This window comes from Roseovarius spongiae (genome assembly GCF_003651245.1).
Classification (GTDB): Bacteria; Pseudomonadota; Alphaproteobacteria; order Rhodobacterales; family Rhodobacteraceae; genus Roseovarius; species Roseovarius spongiae.
Map to the genome: position 1 here is coordinate 712,015 of NZ_RAPE01000002.1, position 16,431 is coordinate 728,445.

General features: G+C 67.7%; 16 protein-coding genes. 6 read left to right on the forward strand and 10 right to left on the reverse strand.

Going from position 1 to position 16,431, the window contains the following annotated elements:
• The first annotated feature begins 9 nt into the window (after positions 1–9).
• Entirely contained in the window at positions 10–1,422 is a 1,413-nt protein-coding gene (gene ntrX / locus D6850_RS10145; RefSeq protein ID WP_121166404.1) for a nitrogen assimilation response regulator NtrX, read from the forward strand.
• A gap of 8 nt (positions 1,423–1,430) precedes the next feature.
• On the opposite strand, the gene D6850_RS10150 is transcribed toward ntrX, so the two are convergent.
• Positions 1,431–2,063, reverse strand: coding sequence for a gamma-glutamyl kinase (locus tag D6850_RS10150; protein ID WP_121166406.1), 633 nt, complete (start codon positions 2,061–2,063; stop codon positions 1,431–1,433).
• 194 nt (positions 2,064–2,257) lie between these two features.
• Here D6850_RS10150 and recA point away from each other — a divergent pair, with 194 nt between their 5' ends.
• The 5 genes from recA (at position 2,258) to D6850_RS10175 (ending at position 7,526) form a co-directional block, all read left to right on the forward strand.
• Positions 2,258–3,334, forward strand: a complete 1,077-nt coding sequence (gene recA, locus D6850_RS10155) for a recombinase RecA (RefSeq protein ID WP_121166408.1) — start codon at positions 2,258–2,260, stop codon at positions 3,332–3,334.
• Between the two features lie 127 nt (positions 3,335–3,461).
• The gene (gene alaS, locus D6850_RS10160; protein ID WP_121166410.1) at positions 3,462–6,125 is read left to right on the forward strand and encodes an alanine--tRNA ligase; all 2,664 of its coding nucleotides are present in this window, start codon (positions 3,462–3,464) and stop codon (positions 6,123–6,125) included.
• Between the two features lie 3 nt (positions 6,126–6,128).
• Positions 6,129–6,416, forward strand: coding sequence for a DUF1330 domain-containing protein (locus tag D6850_RS10165; protein ID WP_121166412.1), 288 nt, complete (start codon positions 6,129–6,131; stop codon positions 6,414–6,416).
• A gap of 374 nt (positions 6,417–6,790) precedes the next feature.
• Complete coding sequence (locus D6850_RS10170) at positions 6,791–7,060, forward strand: hypothetical protein (protein WP_121166414.1); 270 nt, start codon at positions 6,791–6,793, stop codon at positions 7,058–7,060.
• Between the two features lie 163 nt (positions 7,061–7,223).
• Positions 7,224–7,526, forward strand: a complete 303-nt coding sequence (locus D6850_RS10175) for a hypothetical protein (RefSeq protein WP_147438888.1) — start codon at positions 7,224–7,226, stop codon at positions 7,524–7,526.
• 33 nt (positions 7,527–7,559) lie between these two features.
• On the opposite strand, the gene typA is transcribed toward D6850_RS10175, so the two are convergent.
• The 9 genes from typA to D6850_RS10220 form a co-directional block, all read right to left on the reverse strand.
• Positions 7,560–9,380 (reverse strand): translational GTPase TypA, encoded by a 1,821-nt coding sequence (typA, locus tag D6850_RS10180; RefSeq protein WP_121166418.1) that lies wholly within the window; start codon positions 9,378–9,380, stop codon positions 7,560–7,562.
• 96 nt (positions 9,381–9,476) lie between these two features.
• On the reverse strand, positions 9,477–10,355 hold the full coding sequence (locus D6850_RS10185; RefSeq protein ID WP_121166420.1) for a GNAT family N-acetyltransferase: 879 nt from the start codon (positions 10,353–10,355) through the stop codon (positions 9,477–9,479).
• A gap of 82 nt (positions 10,356–10,437) precedes the next feature.
• Positions 10,438–11,628, reverse strand: a complete 1,191-nt coding sequence (locus D6850_RS10190) for a peptidoglycan DD-metalloendopeptidase family protein (RefSeq protein ID WP_121166423.1) — start codon at positions 11,626–11,628, stop codon at positions 10,438–10,440.
• A gap of 51 nt (positions 11,629–11,679) precedes the next feature.
• On the reverse strand, positions 11,680–12,336 hold the full coding sequence (locus D6850_RS10195; protein WP_121166425.1) for a protein-L-isoaspartate(D-aspartate) O-methyltransferase: 657 nt from the start codon (positions 12,334–12,336) through the stop codon (positions 11,680–11,682).
• On the reverse strand, positions 12,333–13,115 hold the full coding sequence (surE, locus tag D6850_RS10200) for a 5'/3'-nucleotidase SurE (RefSeq protein ID WP_121166427.1): 783 nt from the start codon (positions 13,113–13,115) through the stop codon (positions 12,333–12,335). Before surE ends, D6850_RS10195 begins: the two co-directional genes overlap by 4 nt.
• 84 nt (positions 13,116–13,199) lie before the next feature.
• Positions 13,200–13,868, reverse strand: a complete 669-nt coding sequence (locus tag D6850_RS10205) for an SDR family NAD(P)-dependent oxidoreductase (protein ID WP_121166429.1) — start codon at positions 13,866–13,868, stop codon at positions 13,200–13,202.
• Between the two features lie 57 nt (positions 13,869–13,925).
• Positions 13,926–14,195, reverse strand: coding sequence for a hypothetical protein (locus tag D6850_RS10210; protein WP_121166431.1), 270 nt, complete (start codon positions 14,193–14,195; stop codon positions 13,926–13,928).
• 167 nt (positions 14,196–14,362) lie between these two features.
• Positions 14,363–15,841 (reverse strand): amidophosphoribosyltransferase, encoded by a 1,479-nt coding sequence (gene purF / locus D6850_RS10215; protein ID WP_121166932.1) that lies wholly within the window; start codon positions 15,839–15,841, stop codon positions 14,363–14,365.
• 142 nt (positions 15,842–15,983) lie between these two features.
• Positions 15,984–16,430 (reverse strand): DMT family transporter, encoded by a 447-nt coding sequence (locus D6850_RS10220; RefSeq protein WP_121166433.1) that lies wholly within the window; start codon positions 16,428–16,430, stop codon positions 15,984–15,986.
• Position 16,431: the final 1 nt, after the last annotated feature.

The window sequence follows — 16,431 nt, forward strand, 5'->3', positions numbered from 1 at the left end:
GAACAGGAAATGAGCGATATTCTGATCGTAGACGACGAACGCGATATCCGCGAACTGATCTCGGATATCCTCGAGGACGAGGGCTTCGAGACGCGGCTCGCGGGCAATTCGGACGACGCGATGGCCGCCGTGGCCGAAGAGCCGCCGGCGCTGCTGATCCTCGATATCTGGCTCAAGGACAGCAACATGGACGGGATCGACATCCTGAAGGCCGTGAAGCGCGATTATCCGGAGGTGCCGGTCGTCATCATCTCGGGGCATGGCAATATCGAGATCGCGGTCGCGGCGATCAAGCAGGGCGCCTATGACTTCATCGAAAAGCCGTTCAACATCGACCAGTTGATGGTGGTGATCCGGCGCGGCATGGAGACCAGCCGCCTGCGCCGCGAGAACCAGAGCCTCAAGCGCCGCGAAACCGGCCCGGCCGAGATGATGGGCGAAAGCAGCGTGTTCCGCGCGCTGGTGGGGCAGCTCGACAAGGTCACGCGCTCGAACGGGCGGGTGATGCTGTCCGGCCCGGCGGGCAGCGGCAAGGAACTGGCGGCGCGCTACATTCACGTCAATTCGAACCGCGCGGGCGGCCCCTTCGTCACCGTCGGCTGCGCCTCGATCGAGGCCGGGCGCATGGAGGAAGTGCTCTTCGGGCGCGAGAGCGAGGAGCGCGGCGTCGAACCCGGCCTGCTCGAAGAGGCCAATGGCGGCGTGATCTATTTCGACGAGGTGGCCGACATGCCGCCCGGCACCCAATCCAAGATCCTGCGCGTGCTGGTCGATCAGCAGTTCCTGCGGGTGGGCGGCGCCGACAAGGTACAGGTCGATCTGCGCGTCATCAGCTCCACCAGCCGCGACCTCGAGGCCGAAATCGCCGCAGAGCGGTTCCGCCGGGAGCTCTATCATCGTCTCAACGTGGTGCCGATCAATGTGCCATCGCTCGAGGAGCGGCGCGACGACATCCCGCTGCTGGCCGAATACTTCATCGAGATGCTGCACAAGACCCAGGGCCTGCCCCTGCGCAAGCTGAGCGCGGAGGCGAACGCATTGCTCCAGACCATGCCCTGGCCCGGCAACGTGCGCCAGTTGCGCAACATGATCGAGCGCGTGCTGATCCTTGGCGACAGCGGCGGCGAGATCGAGGCGCAGGAACTGCCCGGCGAAGCGCCGAGCGCCCCGGAAAGCGGACGGGTGGTGCTGTCCGGCTCGCTCGCGACCCTGCCGCTGCGCGAGGCCCGCGAGGCGTTCGAGCGCGAATACCTGCTGACGCAGATCAACCGGTTCGGCGGCAATATCAGCCGCACGGCCGAATTCGTCGGCATGGAGCGCAGCGCCCTGCACCGCAAGCTGAAATCGTTGGGCGTCGTCACCTCGGCCAAGTCAGGCGCGCGCGTGGCCAAGTTCGCCGGGGGCGACGCGGCGCCGGGCTGACCCGCGCTTCAGAGCGACGCGCGCGGTATCGGGCGGTAGCGGCCCGCGGGGCCGATGCCCTCCCACAGCGCGAAGTCGGGGGCGAACTTGCGCCGCAGCCGCTCCTCCGTGTCCGGCTCCAGCGCAAGCGGCTCAGCGGCGGAGGCGTTGCGCCGCTCCACCTCGATGCGGCAGCCGAGGCGCTCCTCGAGAAAGCCGAGGAGTCCCGCCTGGTCCTCGTAGCGGAAGAGATGCGTGACCGCCGTGCCGTTGCGGGTCGGCTCGAGAAACTTGGACTGGGCGCCGACATTGGCGTGGGCGGGCGTCTGGCCGCGCATGTAGTCCCGCACGAACGCGTCGAAATCGATTCCGGCGGTGCTGTTGGCGCGCCCGTCGAGAAACGGCCGCTGGCGATAGCGATACCAGCTTCCCAGCCAGCTGATTGGCTCTCGCATGACCGCCATGACCGTCAGATTTCCGCCGATGAACTTCTCGAGCGCGGGGCGAAAGAAGCGATTGTAGCGAAACACCGGCGAATGTTTGAGCTCGGGCGGATCGGCGATGATCATCGACGCCTTGTCTCCAAGGGCGGCCTGCCAGGCGGTCGTGCCGGTCTTGGGGACTGACAGGAACACCAGTTTCTGCTTGGAAAACACCAACATATCTTCGCGCGATCCCCGTCCGGCAAGCTCGTTTTCGCGCGTAAACTACTCTTTAACGCATTTGCGAAAAAGTGGCGATATGAACAATCGTCTTGAAATGTTCTCATTTTGTCTGCATGTAGAGGAGAACAAGAAGTGAACGAAAGCGGCGATTGTCGCGCATGGCAGGGTATGGAATAAGGATGGCAACTGGAATGGCAACGGCAGATTTACTCAGCATGGACAGCAAGAAAAGCGCGGACAAGCAGAAGGCGCTCGACAGCGCGCTGGCGCAGATCGAACGGCAGTTCGGCAAGGGCTCGATCATGAAACTGGGCGGCGACAACGCCATCCAGGACATCGAGGCGACCTCGACCGGCTCGCTCGGGCTCGACATCGCGCTCGGCATCGGCGGGTTGCCCAAGGGCCGGGTGGTCGAGATTTACGGACCCGAAAGCTCGGGCAAGACGACGCTGACGCTGCATTGCGTCGCCGAGGAACAGAAGAAGGGCGGGGTTTGCGCCTTCGTCGACGCCGAACACGCGCTCGATCCGCAATACGCCAGGAAGCTGGGCGTGGATCTCGATGAATTGCTGATCTCGCAGCCCGACACGGGTGAGCAGGCGCTCGAGATTGTCGACACGCTGGTGCGCTCGGGCGCCGTCAGCATGGTGGTGGTCGATTCGGTCGCCGCCCTTACCCCGAAGTCCGAGCTCGAGGGGGACATGGGCGACAGCAGCGTCGGCGTGCACGCCCGTCTGATGAGCCAGGCGATGCGCAAGCTCACCGGCTCGATCAACCGCACCAAGTGCACGGTGATCTTCATCAACCAGATCCGCATGAAGATCGGCGTCATGTTCGGCAGCCCCGAGACGACGACGGGCGGCAACGCGCTCAAGTTCTACAGCTCCGTGCGGCTCGACATCCGGCGCATCGGCGCGCTCAAGGACCGCGACGAGGTGGTCGGCAACGCCACCCGCGTCAAGGTGGTCAAGAACAAGGTCGCGCCGCCCTTCAAGCAGGTCGAGTTCGACATCATGTATGGCGAAGGGATCTCGAAGATGGGCGAATTGCTCGACCTCGGCGTGAAGGCCGGCGTGGTCGAGAAATCCGGCAGCTGGTTCAGCTACGGGGACGAACGGATCGGGCAGGGGCGCGAGAACGCCAAGACCTTCCTCAAGGAGAACGGCAGCACCGCGCTCGAGATCGAGGACAAGATCCGCGCGGCCCACGGGCTCGACTTCGACATGCCGGAAGGATCCTCCGGCGACAGCGACATACTCGAGGCGTAACGCCCCGCCACCAGGCGAATCGGGAGGCCCGGATGCACGCCGCATGCCGGGCCTTCACTTGCGGTGGACAGGGCGGGCGCAGGCGGCTAGACGGGAGGCCTCACGCGCCACGCCGAAAGACACCGCCATGCCGACGCTAAACGAAATCCGCTCGACCTTCCTCGATTTCTTCGAACGCAACGACCACCGCGTTGTCGAAAGCTCTCCGCTCGTGCCGCGCAACGACCCGACCCTGATGTTCACCAACTCGGGCATGGTGCAGTTCAAGAACCTTTTCACCGGGGTCGAGCATCGCGACTACACCCGCGCAACCACCAGCCAGAAATGCGTGCGCGCGGGCGGCAAGCATAACGATCTTGATAATGTCGGCTATACCGCGCGCCATCATACCTTCTTTGAAATGCTGGGGAATTTCAGCTTTGGCGACTATTTCAAGGACGAGGCGATCCGCCTCGCCTGGGAGTTGCTGACCCGCGATTTCGGGCTTGACGCCTCCCGGCTTCTCGTCACCGTCTTTCATACCGACGACGAGGCGGCGGCGATCTGGAAGAAGGTGGCCGGCCTCCCGGACGAGCGGATCATCCGCATCGCCTCGGATGACAACTTCTGGTCGATGGGCGCGACCGGCCCCTGCGGCCCGTGTTCGGAGGTATTCTACGACCACGGACCCGGCATCTGGGGCGGCCCGCCAGGCAGCGCCGAGGAGGACGGCGATCGCTTCATCGAGATCTGGAACCTCGTCTTCATGCAGAACGAGCGGCTCAGCGACGGCACGATGCGCGACCTCGACATGCAGTCGATCGACACCGGCATGGGGCTTGAGCGGATCGGCGCGCTGTTGCAGGGCAAGCACGACAACTACGACACGGATCTCATGCGCGCCCTGATCGAGGCCAGCGCGCATGTCACCAACAGTGATGCGGACGGGCCCGGCAACGTGCATCACCGGGTGATCGCGGACCATCTGCGCTCAACTTCCTTCCTGATCGCGGACGGGGTGATGCCCTCGAACGAGGGGCGCGGCTACGTGCTGCGCCGGATCATGCGCCGCGCCATGCGCCACGCGCACCTTCTGGGCGCGAAGGATCCGGTGATGTATCGCTTGGTCCCCGCGCTGGTGGCGCAGATGGGCCAGGCGTTCAGCGAACTCGGCCGCGCGCAGCCGCTGATCGAGGAGACGTTGAAGCTCGAGGAGACGCGCTTTCGTCAGACGCTCGACCGCGGGCTGAACCTGCTTGACGCGGCGCTCGACGACCTGCCGGCCGGCGCCGATCTGCCGGGCGAGACGGCGTTCAAACTCTATGACACCTTCGGCTTTCCGCTCGATCTCACGCAGGACGCGCTGCGCGAGAAGGGGCGCGGCGTCGACACCGAAGGGTTCGACAGCGCCATGGCAGAGCAGAAGGCCAAGGCGCGCGCCGCCTGGGCAGGTTCCGGCGAAGCGGCGGATCAGGGCGTGTGGTTCGACCTCGCCGAGCGCCACGGCGCGACCGACTTCCTCGGCTACGACACCGAGAGCGCCGAAGGCGAGATCCTCGCGCTCGTGCGCGACGGGGCGACGGTGTCCTCCGCGAAGACGGGCGACGAGGTGCAGATCGTGCTCAACCAGACGCCGTTCTACGCCGAGGCCGGCGGGCAGGTCGGCGACAGCGGCGTGCTGCGCACCGACGGCGCACGCGCCCGGATCAAGGATACGCGCAAGGTGGCCGGCGTCTTCATCCATGTGGCCGAAGTGACGGAAGGCGCGCTGAACGCGGGCGACGCCGCCGTGCTCGAGGTCGATCACGCGCGGCGCACCGCGATCCGCGCCAACCATTCGGCGACGCATCTGCTGCACGAGGCGCTGCGCCGCGCGCTCGGCGATCACGTGGCGCAGCGCGGCAGCCTCAACGACGCCGACCGGCTGCGCTTCGACTTCAGCCACGCCAAGGCGCTGACCCCGGACGAACTCCAGCAGGTCGAGGACGAGGTCAACGCCTTCATCCGCCAGAACGCCGCCGTCGAGACGCGCATCATGCCGCCCGACGCCGCCCGCGACCTGGGCGCGCAGGCGCTCTTTGGCGAGAAATACGGCGACGAGGTGCGCGTCGTGTCGATGGGCGCGCAGGATGGTTCGGGCAAGGGCGCGGACGGACGGACCTACTCGATCGAGCTTTGCGGCGGCACGCATGTGCGGCGCACCGGGGATATCGGCCTTTTCACGCTCTTGAACGACACGGCCTCAAGCGCGGGCGTGCGCCGGATCGAGGCGCTGACCGGGGCGGCGGCGCTGCGGCATCTGGGCGCGCAGGCCCGGCGCATGGGCGCGATCGCGCTCGACCTCAAGGCGCAGCCCGAAGAGGCGCCGGGCCGCGTGCGCGCGCTCATGGACGAGCGCAGGGCGCTCGCCAACGAGGTGGCGCAGTTGCGGCGCGAGCTGGCGCTCGCCGGCGGCGCGGGGCAGGGCGGAGGCGCCGCGCCCGAGGACGTGGGCGGCGTGCCCTTCCTCGCGCAGGTGTTGAGCGGCGTGTCCGGCAAGGATCTGCCCGCGCTCATCGATGAGCATAAGGCGCGGCTTGACCGCGGCGCGGTGCTGCTGATCGCGGACACGGGCGGCAAGGCCGCCGTCGCCGCGGGCGTCACCCCGGATCTGACCGAGCGCGTCTCGGCCGTCGACCTCGTGCGCGCGGCGGTGGCGGAACTTGGCGGCAAGGGCGGTGGTGGACGCCCCGACATGGCGCAGGGCGGCGGCCCCGACGCCGGACGCGCCGAGGCCGCGATCGCCGCCGCGAAAACCCTGCTGAAAGGATAGATCATGCCCGCACTCTGGATAGGCCACGTGACCGTCACCGACGAAGAGGCCTACGGCCGCTACGCCGCGCTCGCTGGGCCGGCCATCGCCAAGCATGGCGGCCATTTCATCGCCCGCGGCGGACGCTACGTGCAGTTCGAGGGCAAGGCCCGCCCGCGCAACGTGGTCGCCCGGTTCCCGAGCCTCGAGGCTGCCGAAGCCTGTTACAACTCGCCCGAATACCAGGAGGCGCTGAGCCACGCGCGCGACGCTTCCGAACGCGAACTGATGGCGGTCGAAACCGACGAGTGATGCGGGACGGTCCCGCGTCCCTCGCAAGGGTGCGATCTGCCGATTCTCGCCTCTCGCGCGCACATTTGGGGGCCGTCAGTGATGGGAATCGAGCCGCTTGCCGCGTTTTCGCGAATCACTCCGCGCCGCGGACTGTTTCGCAAACTGACGCTGCGGGCGTCTTGACCATTGATTGTTTCAACTTGGAAGACAGTTAGAATTCAAATACTTACCCGCTTCGCGGCAAAACTATTGCGCGATAGCCACAGTTTGGCTGGTTTCGTCTGAATTTCGCCGTTTACCGTTCTGGCCCCTCCTGACTGCGGTATTTGCCGTCGCCGCGCCGCGATCACTTTTTGTAACATCTTCATGTTACCACAACATGGAGAAGAGAAATGAAGACGATTATGATGGGGGCGATTGTCGCCCTGGCCGCTGCCGCAACCCCCGCGCTGGCCTGGAAGGGTCAGGCCGTGGCCTGCTATGACAAGGTCTGGGTGCCCGCCACCTACAGCACCAGCAAGCATCTCGAATTCCCCGCCAAGACGAAGTGGGTGCATCGCAACGGCCAGATGGTCCAGATGCACTACCCAGCGGTCTACAAGGAAACCCGCCACGTCAAGACCCCCGGTCACTACCTGTTGCGCAAGGCGGCCTGCCGGTAAGCGCCGCGCCGGCTTCTCGAGATGCGCGGGCTGCCCGGCGCGTCTCGATGCGGGGCCGCTCGGGCTGCGGGCCCCGCAACGACCACACTGCTTTCCCAATTCCGCCGCATTGCGCCGCCACCCTCGCAAGTGATCGAGGCATGAAGGAGAGAGCAGAATGCCCATGTCCAAGACATTTCTGACGGCGGTGCTGGCCCTGATGGCCGGGACATCCGCCGCGCAGGCGAGCCAGTCAGTCGCCAAGCTGGATCCCAACGCCCGTATCCTGGCCTGCTACAAGGAGGTCACGATCCCGGCGAAATACCACGTGACCAAGGTGCTCGTGTCCAAGGCGTCGCAGCATTACCTGCGCAAGGGCGGGCTGGTCTACCTGGTCGAATACCCGGCCGTCTACCGCGAGAACAAGCGCCTGGTCGAACCCGAACACATCGTGATGCGCGAAGTGGGCTGCAAGAAGCGGAAGTAACACCCGGCCGCGCCGCCCTGTGGGCGCGGCGGTTCAGGCGTTCTTGGACATCCGCTTGCGCTCGTGCGGGTCAAGGTGGCGTTTGCGCAGACGGATCGCGTTCGGCGTGACCTCGACCAGTTCATCGTCATTGATATAGGCGATCGCCTGTTCGAGGCTCATCTCGACCGGCGGGGTCAGGCGCACGGCTTCGTCCGAGCCGCTGGCGCGCACGTTGGTGAGCTTCTTGCCCTTGAGCGGGTTCACCTCGAGATCGTTATCGCGGCTGTGTTCGCCGATGATCATGCCGGTATAGACCTTGTCCTGCGGATTGACGAACATCCGTCCGCGATCCTCCAGGTTCCACAGCGCGTAGGCCACCGCCTCGCCGTTCTCCATCGAGATGAGCACGCCGGCGCGGCGCCCCGGAATCGCGCCCTTGTGCGACGCCCAGCCGTGAAACACCCGGTTCAGCACGCCGGTGCCGCGCGTATCGGTGAGAAACTCGCCATGATAGCCGATCAGCCCGCGCGACGGCACATGCGCGATGATCCGCGTCTTGCCCGCGCCGGCGGGTTTCATCTCGGTCAACTCGCCCTTGCGCGCACCGGTCAGCTTCTCGATCACGGCGCCGGAATATTCGTCGTCGACGTCGATCGTGACTTCCTCGATCGGCTCCAGCCGCGCGCCGTCCTCGCCCTCGCGCAGCACCACCTGCGGGCGGCTAATGCTGAGTTCGAACCCTTCGCGGCGCATGTTCTCGATCAGCACGCCCATCTGCAACTCGCCGCGGCCCGCGACCTCGAACGCCTCGCCGCCGGGGGTGTCGGTCACCTTGATCGCGACGTTCGATTCCGCCTCCTTGAGCAGGCGGTCGCGGATCACGCGGCTTTGCACCTTCTTGCCGTCGCGCCCCGCAAGCGGGCTGTCGTTGATGCCGAAGGTGACGGTGATCGTCGGCGGGTCGATGGGCTGCGCGGCAAGCGGCTCATCGACGGCAAGCGCGCAGATCGTGTCGGCGACGGTGGCCTTGGACATGCCCGCGATGCTGACGATGTCGCCCGCCTGCGCCTCTTCGATGTCCTGTGTGGCGAGGCCGCGAAACGCCTGGATACGGGTCACGCGGAACTGTTCGATCTTCTGGCCGACGCGGCTCAGCGCCTGCACCGTCGCGCCGACCCGCAGCCGCCCCGATTCGACCCGCCCCGTCAGCAGGCGCCCCACGAAGGGGTCTGAACCGAGCGTGGTCGCCAGCATGCGGAAATCCTCGTCGATCCGCCGGATCTGGCGGGGCGCGGGGACATGGTTCACGATAAGGTCGAAAAGCGCGGAGAGATCCTTGCGCGGCCCGTCGAGGTGATGATCCGCCCAGCCCGAGCGCCCCGAGGCGTACATGTGCGGGAAATCGAGCTGGTCGTCGTCTGCGTCGAGCGAGGCGAAGAGATCGAAACACTCGTCGAGCGCCCGGTCGGCTTCGGCGTCGGGTTTGTCCACCTTGTTGAGCACGACGATCGGGCGCAGCCCGAGCGCGAGCGCCTTGGACGTGACGAACTTGGTCTGGGGCATCGGTCCCTCGGCGGCGTCGACCAGCAGCACGACGCCGTCGACCATGCTCAGGATGCGCTCCACCTCGCCGCCGAAATCGGCGTGGCCGGGGGTGTCGACGATGTTGATGCGCGTGTCCTTCCAGACCACCGAGGTGGGCTTGGCGAAGATGGTGATGCCGCGCTCACGCTCGATATCGTCGTTGTCCATCGCGCGTTCGTCCACCGCCTGGTTCTGCCGAAAGGCGCCGGATTGTTTCAGAAGCTCGTCGACCAGCGTGGTCTTGCCGTGGTCGACATGGGCGATGATCGCGATATTGCGAAGGTCCATTGGCGGGTGTGTCCTGTGGTTTTTCCTGCGCCCTATACGCGGAAGGCGCGAATGACCAGAGGCAAAGCGGCGAATCGCGCGCGCGCGGCAGCGGCGTCACAACCCGGCATGCAGCATCGTCGCGCCGGTCATGCAAAGCCGCGCGCCGCAGCCCGTCTTGAACCGCGCAAGGCCAGGCGCGCGCGCCGCGTCCGCCAGCCCGAGGTCGAGCCGCGCGAACCCCCGCGCGGCCAGCCACTCGGAGGCGCGCCAGATCAGCAGGTTATGCGCGTTGAGCGCCCGGCCCCGTGCGCCGGTCCAGCCGACATGGTAGGTGGCCCCCGGCGCGTGCAGCAGCACGAGAACGAAGGCGATCACCTCGCCATTCGCGCGCGCCTCGAACATCTGCGCCTGTCCGGGGTTGGCGGCGCGCCAGGCAGCGGTGAAGGCGGGCGGCAGCGCGCCGTAGCCGCGCGTGCGCCGCTGCGCCACTTCGCGCCCGAGCAGCGCGTCGTCGCGGGGCAGGGCGAGGGGGCGCGCGACGACCTCGAGCCCGGCGTTCTCGGCCCGCGTTAGCCGGTTACGCCATTTGCCGTGCAGCGCCGCGCGGCGCGTTGCGCTGTCGGCGCTAATCTCCAGCTCTGCCACGCATTGCCCCCGCGCCGCGCGCAGGCCGCGCGCAGGCGCGGGCCGGTCCGCCGCGACCGCCCAGAGCGCGCGCAGCGGCGTCGCGCGGATCAGCGCGCGAAGCGCGGCGGCGGGATCGGGGGGTGGTGCGCTCCAGACCGGGCCGCGCGGCAGCCAGGCGACGCGCAGCGGGCCGATCCGGCGCAGCACGATCTGCGCCCGCCCGATCCGCGCGCCGCCCTCACGGAACTCCGCGACACGCGACTCGCAGCCCAGCCGGGCCAGCGCCGCGGCGTAATGCGGATGCTGCTGCATCGCCGCGCCGCTCACTGCGGCGGAACGGTCGGGCGGGCGGAACGCGATCTCCATCGCCCGAGTGATCGCGCGCGCGGCTGAAGAAAGGGTTAAGGCGCGCCGGCTTTCCGGGGTTTCCGGAGCCGCCGGCGTGCGGTCACTCGGTCAGGTAGGGCGCCGGGTCGAGGCTCTCGAACCCGTCGCGCACCTCGAAATGCACCGCCGACGGTCCCTTGCTGCGCGCCTTGGCGATCGTGTCGCCGCGGCTCACCTTGTCGCCGGTCTTGACCGTGACGTTCTCGACGTTGGAATAGACGGTCAGCAGGTTGTTGGCGTGGCGCAGGACGATGATCGGCGTGCCGCCGGTGTCCTTGGTGATCGCGGCCACGGCGCCGTTGTCGGCGGCCTTGATCGGCGCGCCGGGGGTGGCGGCGATGTCGATGCCGTCGTTCTTGCCCTTGGAATAGGGGCGGATGATGTCGCCGCGCACCGGATAGCCCATCCGGGCCTTGGGCGCGCTGCTCGCGGTCTGCGACTTGCTGAGGTCGGGCGCGTCGGTCATCTTCGCCTTGGGCGTCGAGGCGCTGGCGACCGTGTCATCCTCGGGCAGCGGCTTGTCGGCGCTTGGCGGCTCGGGGGTGGGCGATCCGGCGCCGGGCGGTTCGGTGCGCGGCGCCTCGGCGCTGTCAAATCCCTGTTCGGGCTCGCCGGGCCTGGCGACGGGGATCAGCAGGTATTGTCCTTCGCGCACCTTGAAATCCGCGCCCAGCCCGTTCCAGTCGGCGAGGCTGCGGATCGACACGTTGTAAAGCCGCGCGATGGTATAGGCGGTCTCGCCGCGCTCGACCTTGTGGCGCACGGGTTCCGCGCCGCTCTGCGCGGGGTCGAGCGTGCTGGTCTTGATGCTGTTCTTGTCGGCCTTGCGGATCGCGTTGTCGGCGACGGCGGCGATATCCACGCCCTCGGGCTTGATCGGGCCGCCGGCGGGTTCGGCCACGCGGCGGGGCAGGGCGATCACCTCGCCCTTGCGCAGCATGTCGTCGGTCTGGATGCCGTTGTAGCGGCCCAGCTCGTTCGCGTCGGCCCCAATCCGCGCCGCGAGGCTGGCGAGCGTGTCGCCGCGCCGCGCCACCGCGACCTGGTAGCCGGGGTATGAGATGATGCCGCGGCTGTCGGGGTCGGGCCGCGCCGCGGTGGGCGTGCGCGCAGCCTGCGCGGTGTCGAGCCCGCCGCCGATCCCGCCGCGCAGGTCGAGGTCGAGCGGACCCTCCCCGCAAGCCGCAAGCGCGAAACTGGCCACACCGGCCAAGAGGAGTGCTGGTCGCCCTGGAAAACGCATCTCGATCATGTCCTCGTCATCCGCCCCATGTGCGCCGGGGCTTGTCTGAAATCCTGTATCCTACGCCGTGTCCCGCCCCAGCCCCTCGACAAGAGGGACGAACCGGACCGGCAGCAACTCGTCATACTCGAACCCCGTCTCGCGCCGCGTCACCCGTATCAGGCTCTGAACGGCGTCCGACTGGCCTACCGGCAGCACCATGATACCGTCGATTTTCAATTGCGCCAAGAGCGGTCCGGGCGGGTCCTCGGCCGCCGCCGTCACCAGGATGCGGTCGAACGGCGCCTGGTCGGGCAGGCCGAAGCTGCCGTCGGCGGTGAGTGCTGTGATGTTGGTGAGATCGAGTTCGCGGAAGATCCGGCTTGCTTCCTGCACCAGCCGGCGATGCCGGTCGATGGTGTAGACCCGCCGCACCAGCTGCGCGAGGATCGCCGCCTGGTAGCCGCTGCCGGTTCCGACCTCGAGCACCTTGTCCCGCGGGCTCAGCTTCAGCGCCTGCGTCATCAGTCCCACGACCGAGGGCTGGCTGATGGTCTGGCCGCACGCGATGGGCAGCGGCATGTCCTCGTAGGCGCGGTCCGAGAAATAGCCGCGGATGAAGGGGCCGCGATCGACCCGCTCCATCGCGCTCAGCACGCGCTGATCGGTCACGCCCTTGGAGCGCAGCGCATAGAGAAACTGCATCTTGCGTTCCGCGGTGTCGTCCGGGCCGGTCATTCGATGGCTTTCAGCGCCTCCAGCATGTCGTGGGCGGTCAGGTCCGCGCGCATCGGCGTGACCGAGATGTAATCCTTGAGGTTCCAGTCCGCGTCGGTGCCCTCATGGGTGGGCTGGGTCTGCGGCGCGCCGGTGATCCACAGGAACCTGCGCCCCGACGGAGAGGTGTGCGGCTGCACGCCGAACCCCATGTCGCTGCGCAGCCCCTGCGGCGCCGCGCGCAGCCCCTTGACCCGCGCGGCCGCGACCGGCGGAAAGTTCACGTTGTAGAAGATGTCGTAGCCGCCCCGCGTCCAGGCACCCTTGTCCAGCAGGCGTTGCACCGTGTCCCGCCCGTGCGCGCGCGCGGCGTCGAACGGGTCGTCCATGTCGCGGTTGCCGGGGCCGTAATACTGGCTGAGCGCGATCGCCGGCACGCCCTGCAACGCCGCCTCCATCGCCGCGCCCAGCGTGCCGGAATAGACCGCGTTCTCGGCCGCGTTGTTGCCCCGGTTGACGCCCGAAAGCACGAGATCGGGGCGCGCGTCCAGCATGATGTCGTGCAGCCCCGCCAGCACGCAATCCGCCGGGCTGCCCTGCACGGCGAAACGGCGTTCCTCCAGCCGGCTGACCATCATCGGCTGGGTGTAGGAGATGGCGTGCGCGACGCCGGATTGCTCGAACGCGGGGGCGACGGTCCAGACCTCGCCGGTTTCCCCGGCGAGCGCGGTCGCGATCTCGTCCAGGACCTTCAGGCCGGGCGCGTCGATGCCGTCGTCATTGGTGATGAGAATGCGCAAAAAACCGCTCCTGGCTGCGTTTCAACTGTGTAACCGGCGCGGCGCAGGCGGGCAAGCGCCGGGCGGCGCGCGCGGCTTGGTTTTTCAGCCCAGCAGGCCCAGCAGGCGGCGCGCCTCGTCGCGCGACGGGATGAGCGCGTCGCGGTCCTCGCCGGGGAAGAACCGGCCGCGGGTCGCGGTGGGCATGGGCGCGGGCCCTAGGATGTGCACGTGCGGGCCGGTGCGCACCGTCTCTGCGGCCCATGAGCGGGCCAGCGCGATCTGCGCCGCCTTGGTCGCGCCGTAAGCGCCGAAGAACTTGTCGCCCGCGCGCGGATCCTCGAAAAAGAGCGCCCGGCCATCCGTGCCCAGCAGAGGCGCGATGAACGGAATGAGCTGCCCGGTCGCGGTGACGTTGGTCGCGACCGAACGGTTCCAGTCGCGCGCGTCGATATGCATCGCGGGGCTGAGCGGCGCGGCATGCACCGCCGTGTGCGCCCAGAGCGCAAGCGCCCCCCAGCGGTCATGGATCGACCGGCAGAGCTGCGCCATCGCGTCGGAGTTGGTGATGTCCATCGGCGCCAGCGTGGCGCTGTAGCCCGCCGCCTGGATCCGGTCGTCCAGTTCCTCGAGCGCGCCGGTGGTGCGCGCCACCGCGACGATGTGATAGTTCGGCGCCAGCTCCTCGGCCAGCGCCGCGCCAAGCCCGCGCGACGCGCCGGTGACGAGCGCGACGCGCGGCGGGGAGGGGCGGTTTGCGGCATCTTGTGTCATGGGCCGTGCCTTCCCACCCCTCGCCGCGCAAATCAAGCGCAAAGCGCAGCCCGGTGGTCAGACGCCCGGGATCACCATGCTCGCGGTGCGGCCGTTCTTCATCAGAATCATCCGGCCTTGGTCGATGGCGGCCACGGTGCGTCCGCCCACCTGGTCGCCGGGCCCGACGCGCACGACCTCTCCGTCGCTCAGCCGGATGAGCGCGCGGGCGCTGTTCTGGCCCGTCACGGTGCCCACAAGCACGATTCCCCGGGGCAGCGCGGCCTCCTGCGTCGCGGCGCGCTCGGTGTTGGCCGGCGTTTCGGTGGTATCGCTGAAATCCGTCACGATTCTCTTCCTCTCCAAGAGTGTTGCGCCGCGCGCAATACGCCCCCGCAAAGCGGGTTGGAAAGGGGGGTGGTGGGGACCGGCTGGAACATGCCGCATCGCGGCGAAGGGCCGGCGGCGCGCCGCGCATGTCGCGCAAACGTGACCGGCGGAGAGTTGAAGGCGCGCTACTCCGCGGCCTTCAGCTCGAATCCCTTCTCGATCTGGTCCGAAGGTTCGACGGGGTATTCGCCCGAGAAACAGGCGTCACAATATTGCGGGCAGGCGACGTTGCGCCCCTCGGCCTCGCCCACCGCGCGGTAAAGCCCGTCGAGCGAGATGAATTTCAGGCTGTCCACGTTCAGATGCTCGCGCATCTCCTCCTCGGACATGGTCGCGGCCAGCAGCTTTTCGCGCTGGGGGGTGTCGACGCCGTAGAAGCAGGGCCAGGCGGTTGGCGGGGACGCGATGCGGAAATGCACCTCGGCGGCGCCGGCCTCGAGGATCATCTCGCGGATCTTGCGGCTGGTGGTGCCGCGCACCACGCTGTCGTCCACGAGGATCACGCGCTTGCCCTCGATCAGCGCGCGGTTGACGTTGAGCTTGAGCCGCACGCCCATGTTGCGGATCTGTTCGGTCGGCTCGATGAAGGTGCGGCCCATGTACTGGTTGCGCACGATGCCCATGCTGTAGGGGATGCCCGATTCGTGGGCGAACCCGATCGCCGCCGGCGTGCCCGAATCCGGCACCGGACAGACGAGATCGGCCTCCACCGGCGCTTCGCGCGCCAGCTCGACCCCGATCTGGCGGCGCGTCTCGTAGACCGACCGCCCGCCGATGATCGAATCGGGGCGGCTGAAATAGACATGCTCGAAGATGCAGAAACGCGATTTCTGCGGGCGGAAGGGATAGCGGCTCTCGACCCCGTCGGCGGTGATGACCACCATCTCGCCCGGCGAGACCTCGCGGACGTATTTCGCCCCGATGATGTCAAGCGCGCAGGTTTCCGAACTCAGCACCCAGCCTTCGCCGATCTGTCCCAGCACCAGCGGGCGCACGCCCAGAGGGTCGCGCACGCCGATCAGCTTGGTGCGCGTCATGGCGACCACGGAAAACGCCCCCTCGACCCGGCGCAGCGCGTCCTCCATCCGGTCGGGGATGGTGCGTTGCAGCGACCGCGCCATCAAGTGGATGATGCATTCGCTGTCCGAGCTCGACTGGAAGATGCTGCCGCGCTCGATCAGTTCGCGGCGCAGCGCGTCGGCGTTGGTGATGTTGCCGTTATGCGCGATCGCCGCGCCGCCCATTGCGAATTCGCCGAAGAAGGGCTGTACGTCGCGGATCTGGGGCGCCTTGCCCCCGGTGGTGGAATACCGCACATGCCCCACCGCGATCGGGCCGGGCAGGGTTTCCATCACGCTCTGCTTGGTGAAGTTGTCGCGCACATAGCCGAAGCGGCGGGCGCTGTTGAAGCCCTGCTCGGCGTCGTGGCAGACGATGCCGCCGGCCTCCTGTCCGCGATGTTGCAGCGCGTGCAGCCCCAGCGCGACAAAGCTTGCGGCCTCGGCGACGTTGATCACGCCGAACACGCCGCATTCCTCCCGCAGCTTGTCCTCGCTGTCGCAGTCGCGCAGCCAGGACGTATCGAATGGGTGAGCGGGGGGCATGATCTTGGACAAGGGCAGCTCCGAATCCGTTTTTCGCCTGGGGCCAACTCATAGGCGCTCCGGGCGCGCATGTCACGGCCTGATGGCGCGCGCCGCGCGTTCGCGGGGGCGGGTCACGCGAACGTGTCCCGATTGCGACAGATCACCAGCGCGACAGGATCACCCCCGCCGCCACCAGCGCGGCGGCCAGCACGCGCGTCGGCGATATTTCACGGACGACCATTCCGAACGCCCCGAAATGATCCAGCAGGAGCGCGGCCACCATCTGGCCGAGGATCAGCATTGTCGTCATGGTGAGCACGCCCAGCACCGGCACGCTCCAGATCGCGGAGAAGACATAGAGCGCCCCCATCGATCCCCCGATGAGCAGCCAGGCCGGCACGTCGCGAAGGCGCAGCAGGCTGCCCCCCTCGCCGAGGATCAGCATCACCACGAGCAACAGCACGAATCCGACCCCGAAGGACACCGTCGCCGCGCCAAGCACGCTGCCGATGCCGCGCCCCAGCATCGCGTTGAGCGGCCCCTGCAAGGAGATCGCGACACCCGACGCCGTCATCAGCAAAAGCGCGATGATGGTGCTCTGCGACATG

What these genes read in the sequence shown, in the direction of transcription:
- D6850_RS10220 (WP_121166433.1), bottom strand. Translation starts at nt 16,430, where the DNA reads ATGTCGCAGAGCACCATCATCGCGCTTTTGCTGATGACGGCGTCGGGT.
- D6850_RS10190 (WP_121166423.1), bottom strand. Translation starts at nt 11,628, where the DNA reads ATGATCGAGATGCGTTTTCCAGGGCGACCAGCACTCCTCTTGGCCGGT.
- purF (WP_121166932.1), bottom strand. Translation starts at nt 15,841, where the DNA reads ATGCCCCCCGCTCACCCATTCGATACGTCCTGGCTGCGCGACTGCGAC.
- D6850_RS10185 (WP_121166420.1), bottom strand. Translation starts at nt 10,355, where the DNA reads ATGGAGATCGCGTTCCGCCCGCCCGACCGTTCCGCCGCAGTGAGCGGC.
- recA (WP_121166408.1), top strand. Translation starts at nt 2,258, where the DNA reads ATGGCAACGGCAGATTTACTCAGCATGGACAGCAAGAAAAGCGCGGAC.
- typA (WP_121166418.1), bottom strand. Translation starts at nt 9,380, where the DNA reads ATGGACCTTCGCAATATCGCGATCATCGCCCATGTCGACCACGGCAAG.
- ntrX (WP_121166404.1), top strand. Translation starts at nt 10, where the DNA reads ATGAGCGATATTCTGATCGTAGACGACGAACGCGATATCCGCGAACTG.
- D6850_RS10205 (WP_121166429.1), bottom strand. Translation starts at nt 13,868, where the DNA reads ATGACACAAGATGCCGCAAACCGCCCCTCCCCGCCGCGCGTCGCGCTC.
- D6850_RS10195 (WP_121166425.1), bottom strand. Translation starts at nt 12,336, where the DNA reads ATGACCGGCCCGGACGACACCGCGGAACGCAAGATGCAGTTTCTCTAT.
- D6850_RS10165 (WP_121166412.1), top strand. Translation starts at nt 6,129, where the DNA reads ATGCCCGCACTCTGGATAGGCCACGTGACCGTCACCGACGAAGAGGCC.
- D6850_RS10170 (WP_121166414.1), top strand. Translation starts at nt 6,791, where the DNA reads ATGAAGACGATTATGATGGGGGCGATTGTCGCCCTGGCCGCTGCCGCA.
- D6850_RS10175 (WP_147438888.1), top strand. Translation starts at nt 7,224, where the DNA reads ATGTCCAAGACATTTCTGACGGCGGTGCTGGCCCTGATGGCCGGGACA.
- alaS (WP_121166410.1), top strand. Translation starts at nt 3,462, where the DNA reads ATGCCGACGCTAAACGAAATCCGCTCGACCTTCCTCGATTTCTTCGAA.
- D6850_RS10150 (WP_121166406.1), bottom strand. Translation starts at nt 2,063, where the DNA reads ATGTTGGTGTTTTCCAAGCAGAAACTGGTGTTCCTGTCAGTCCCCAAG.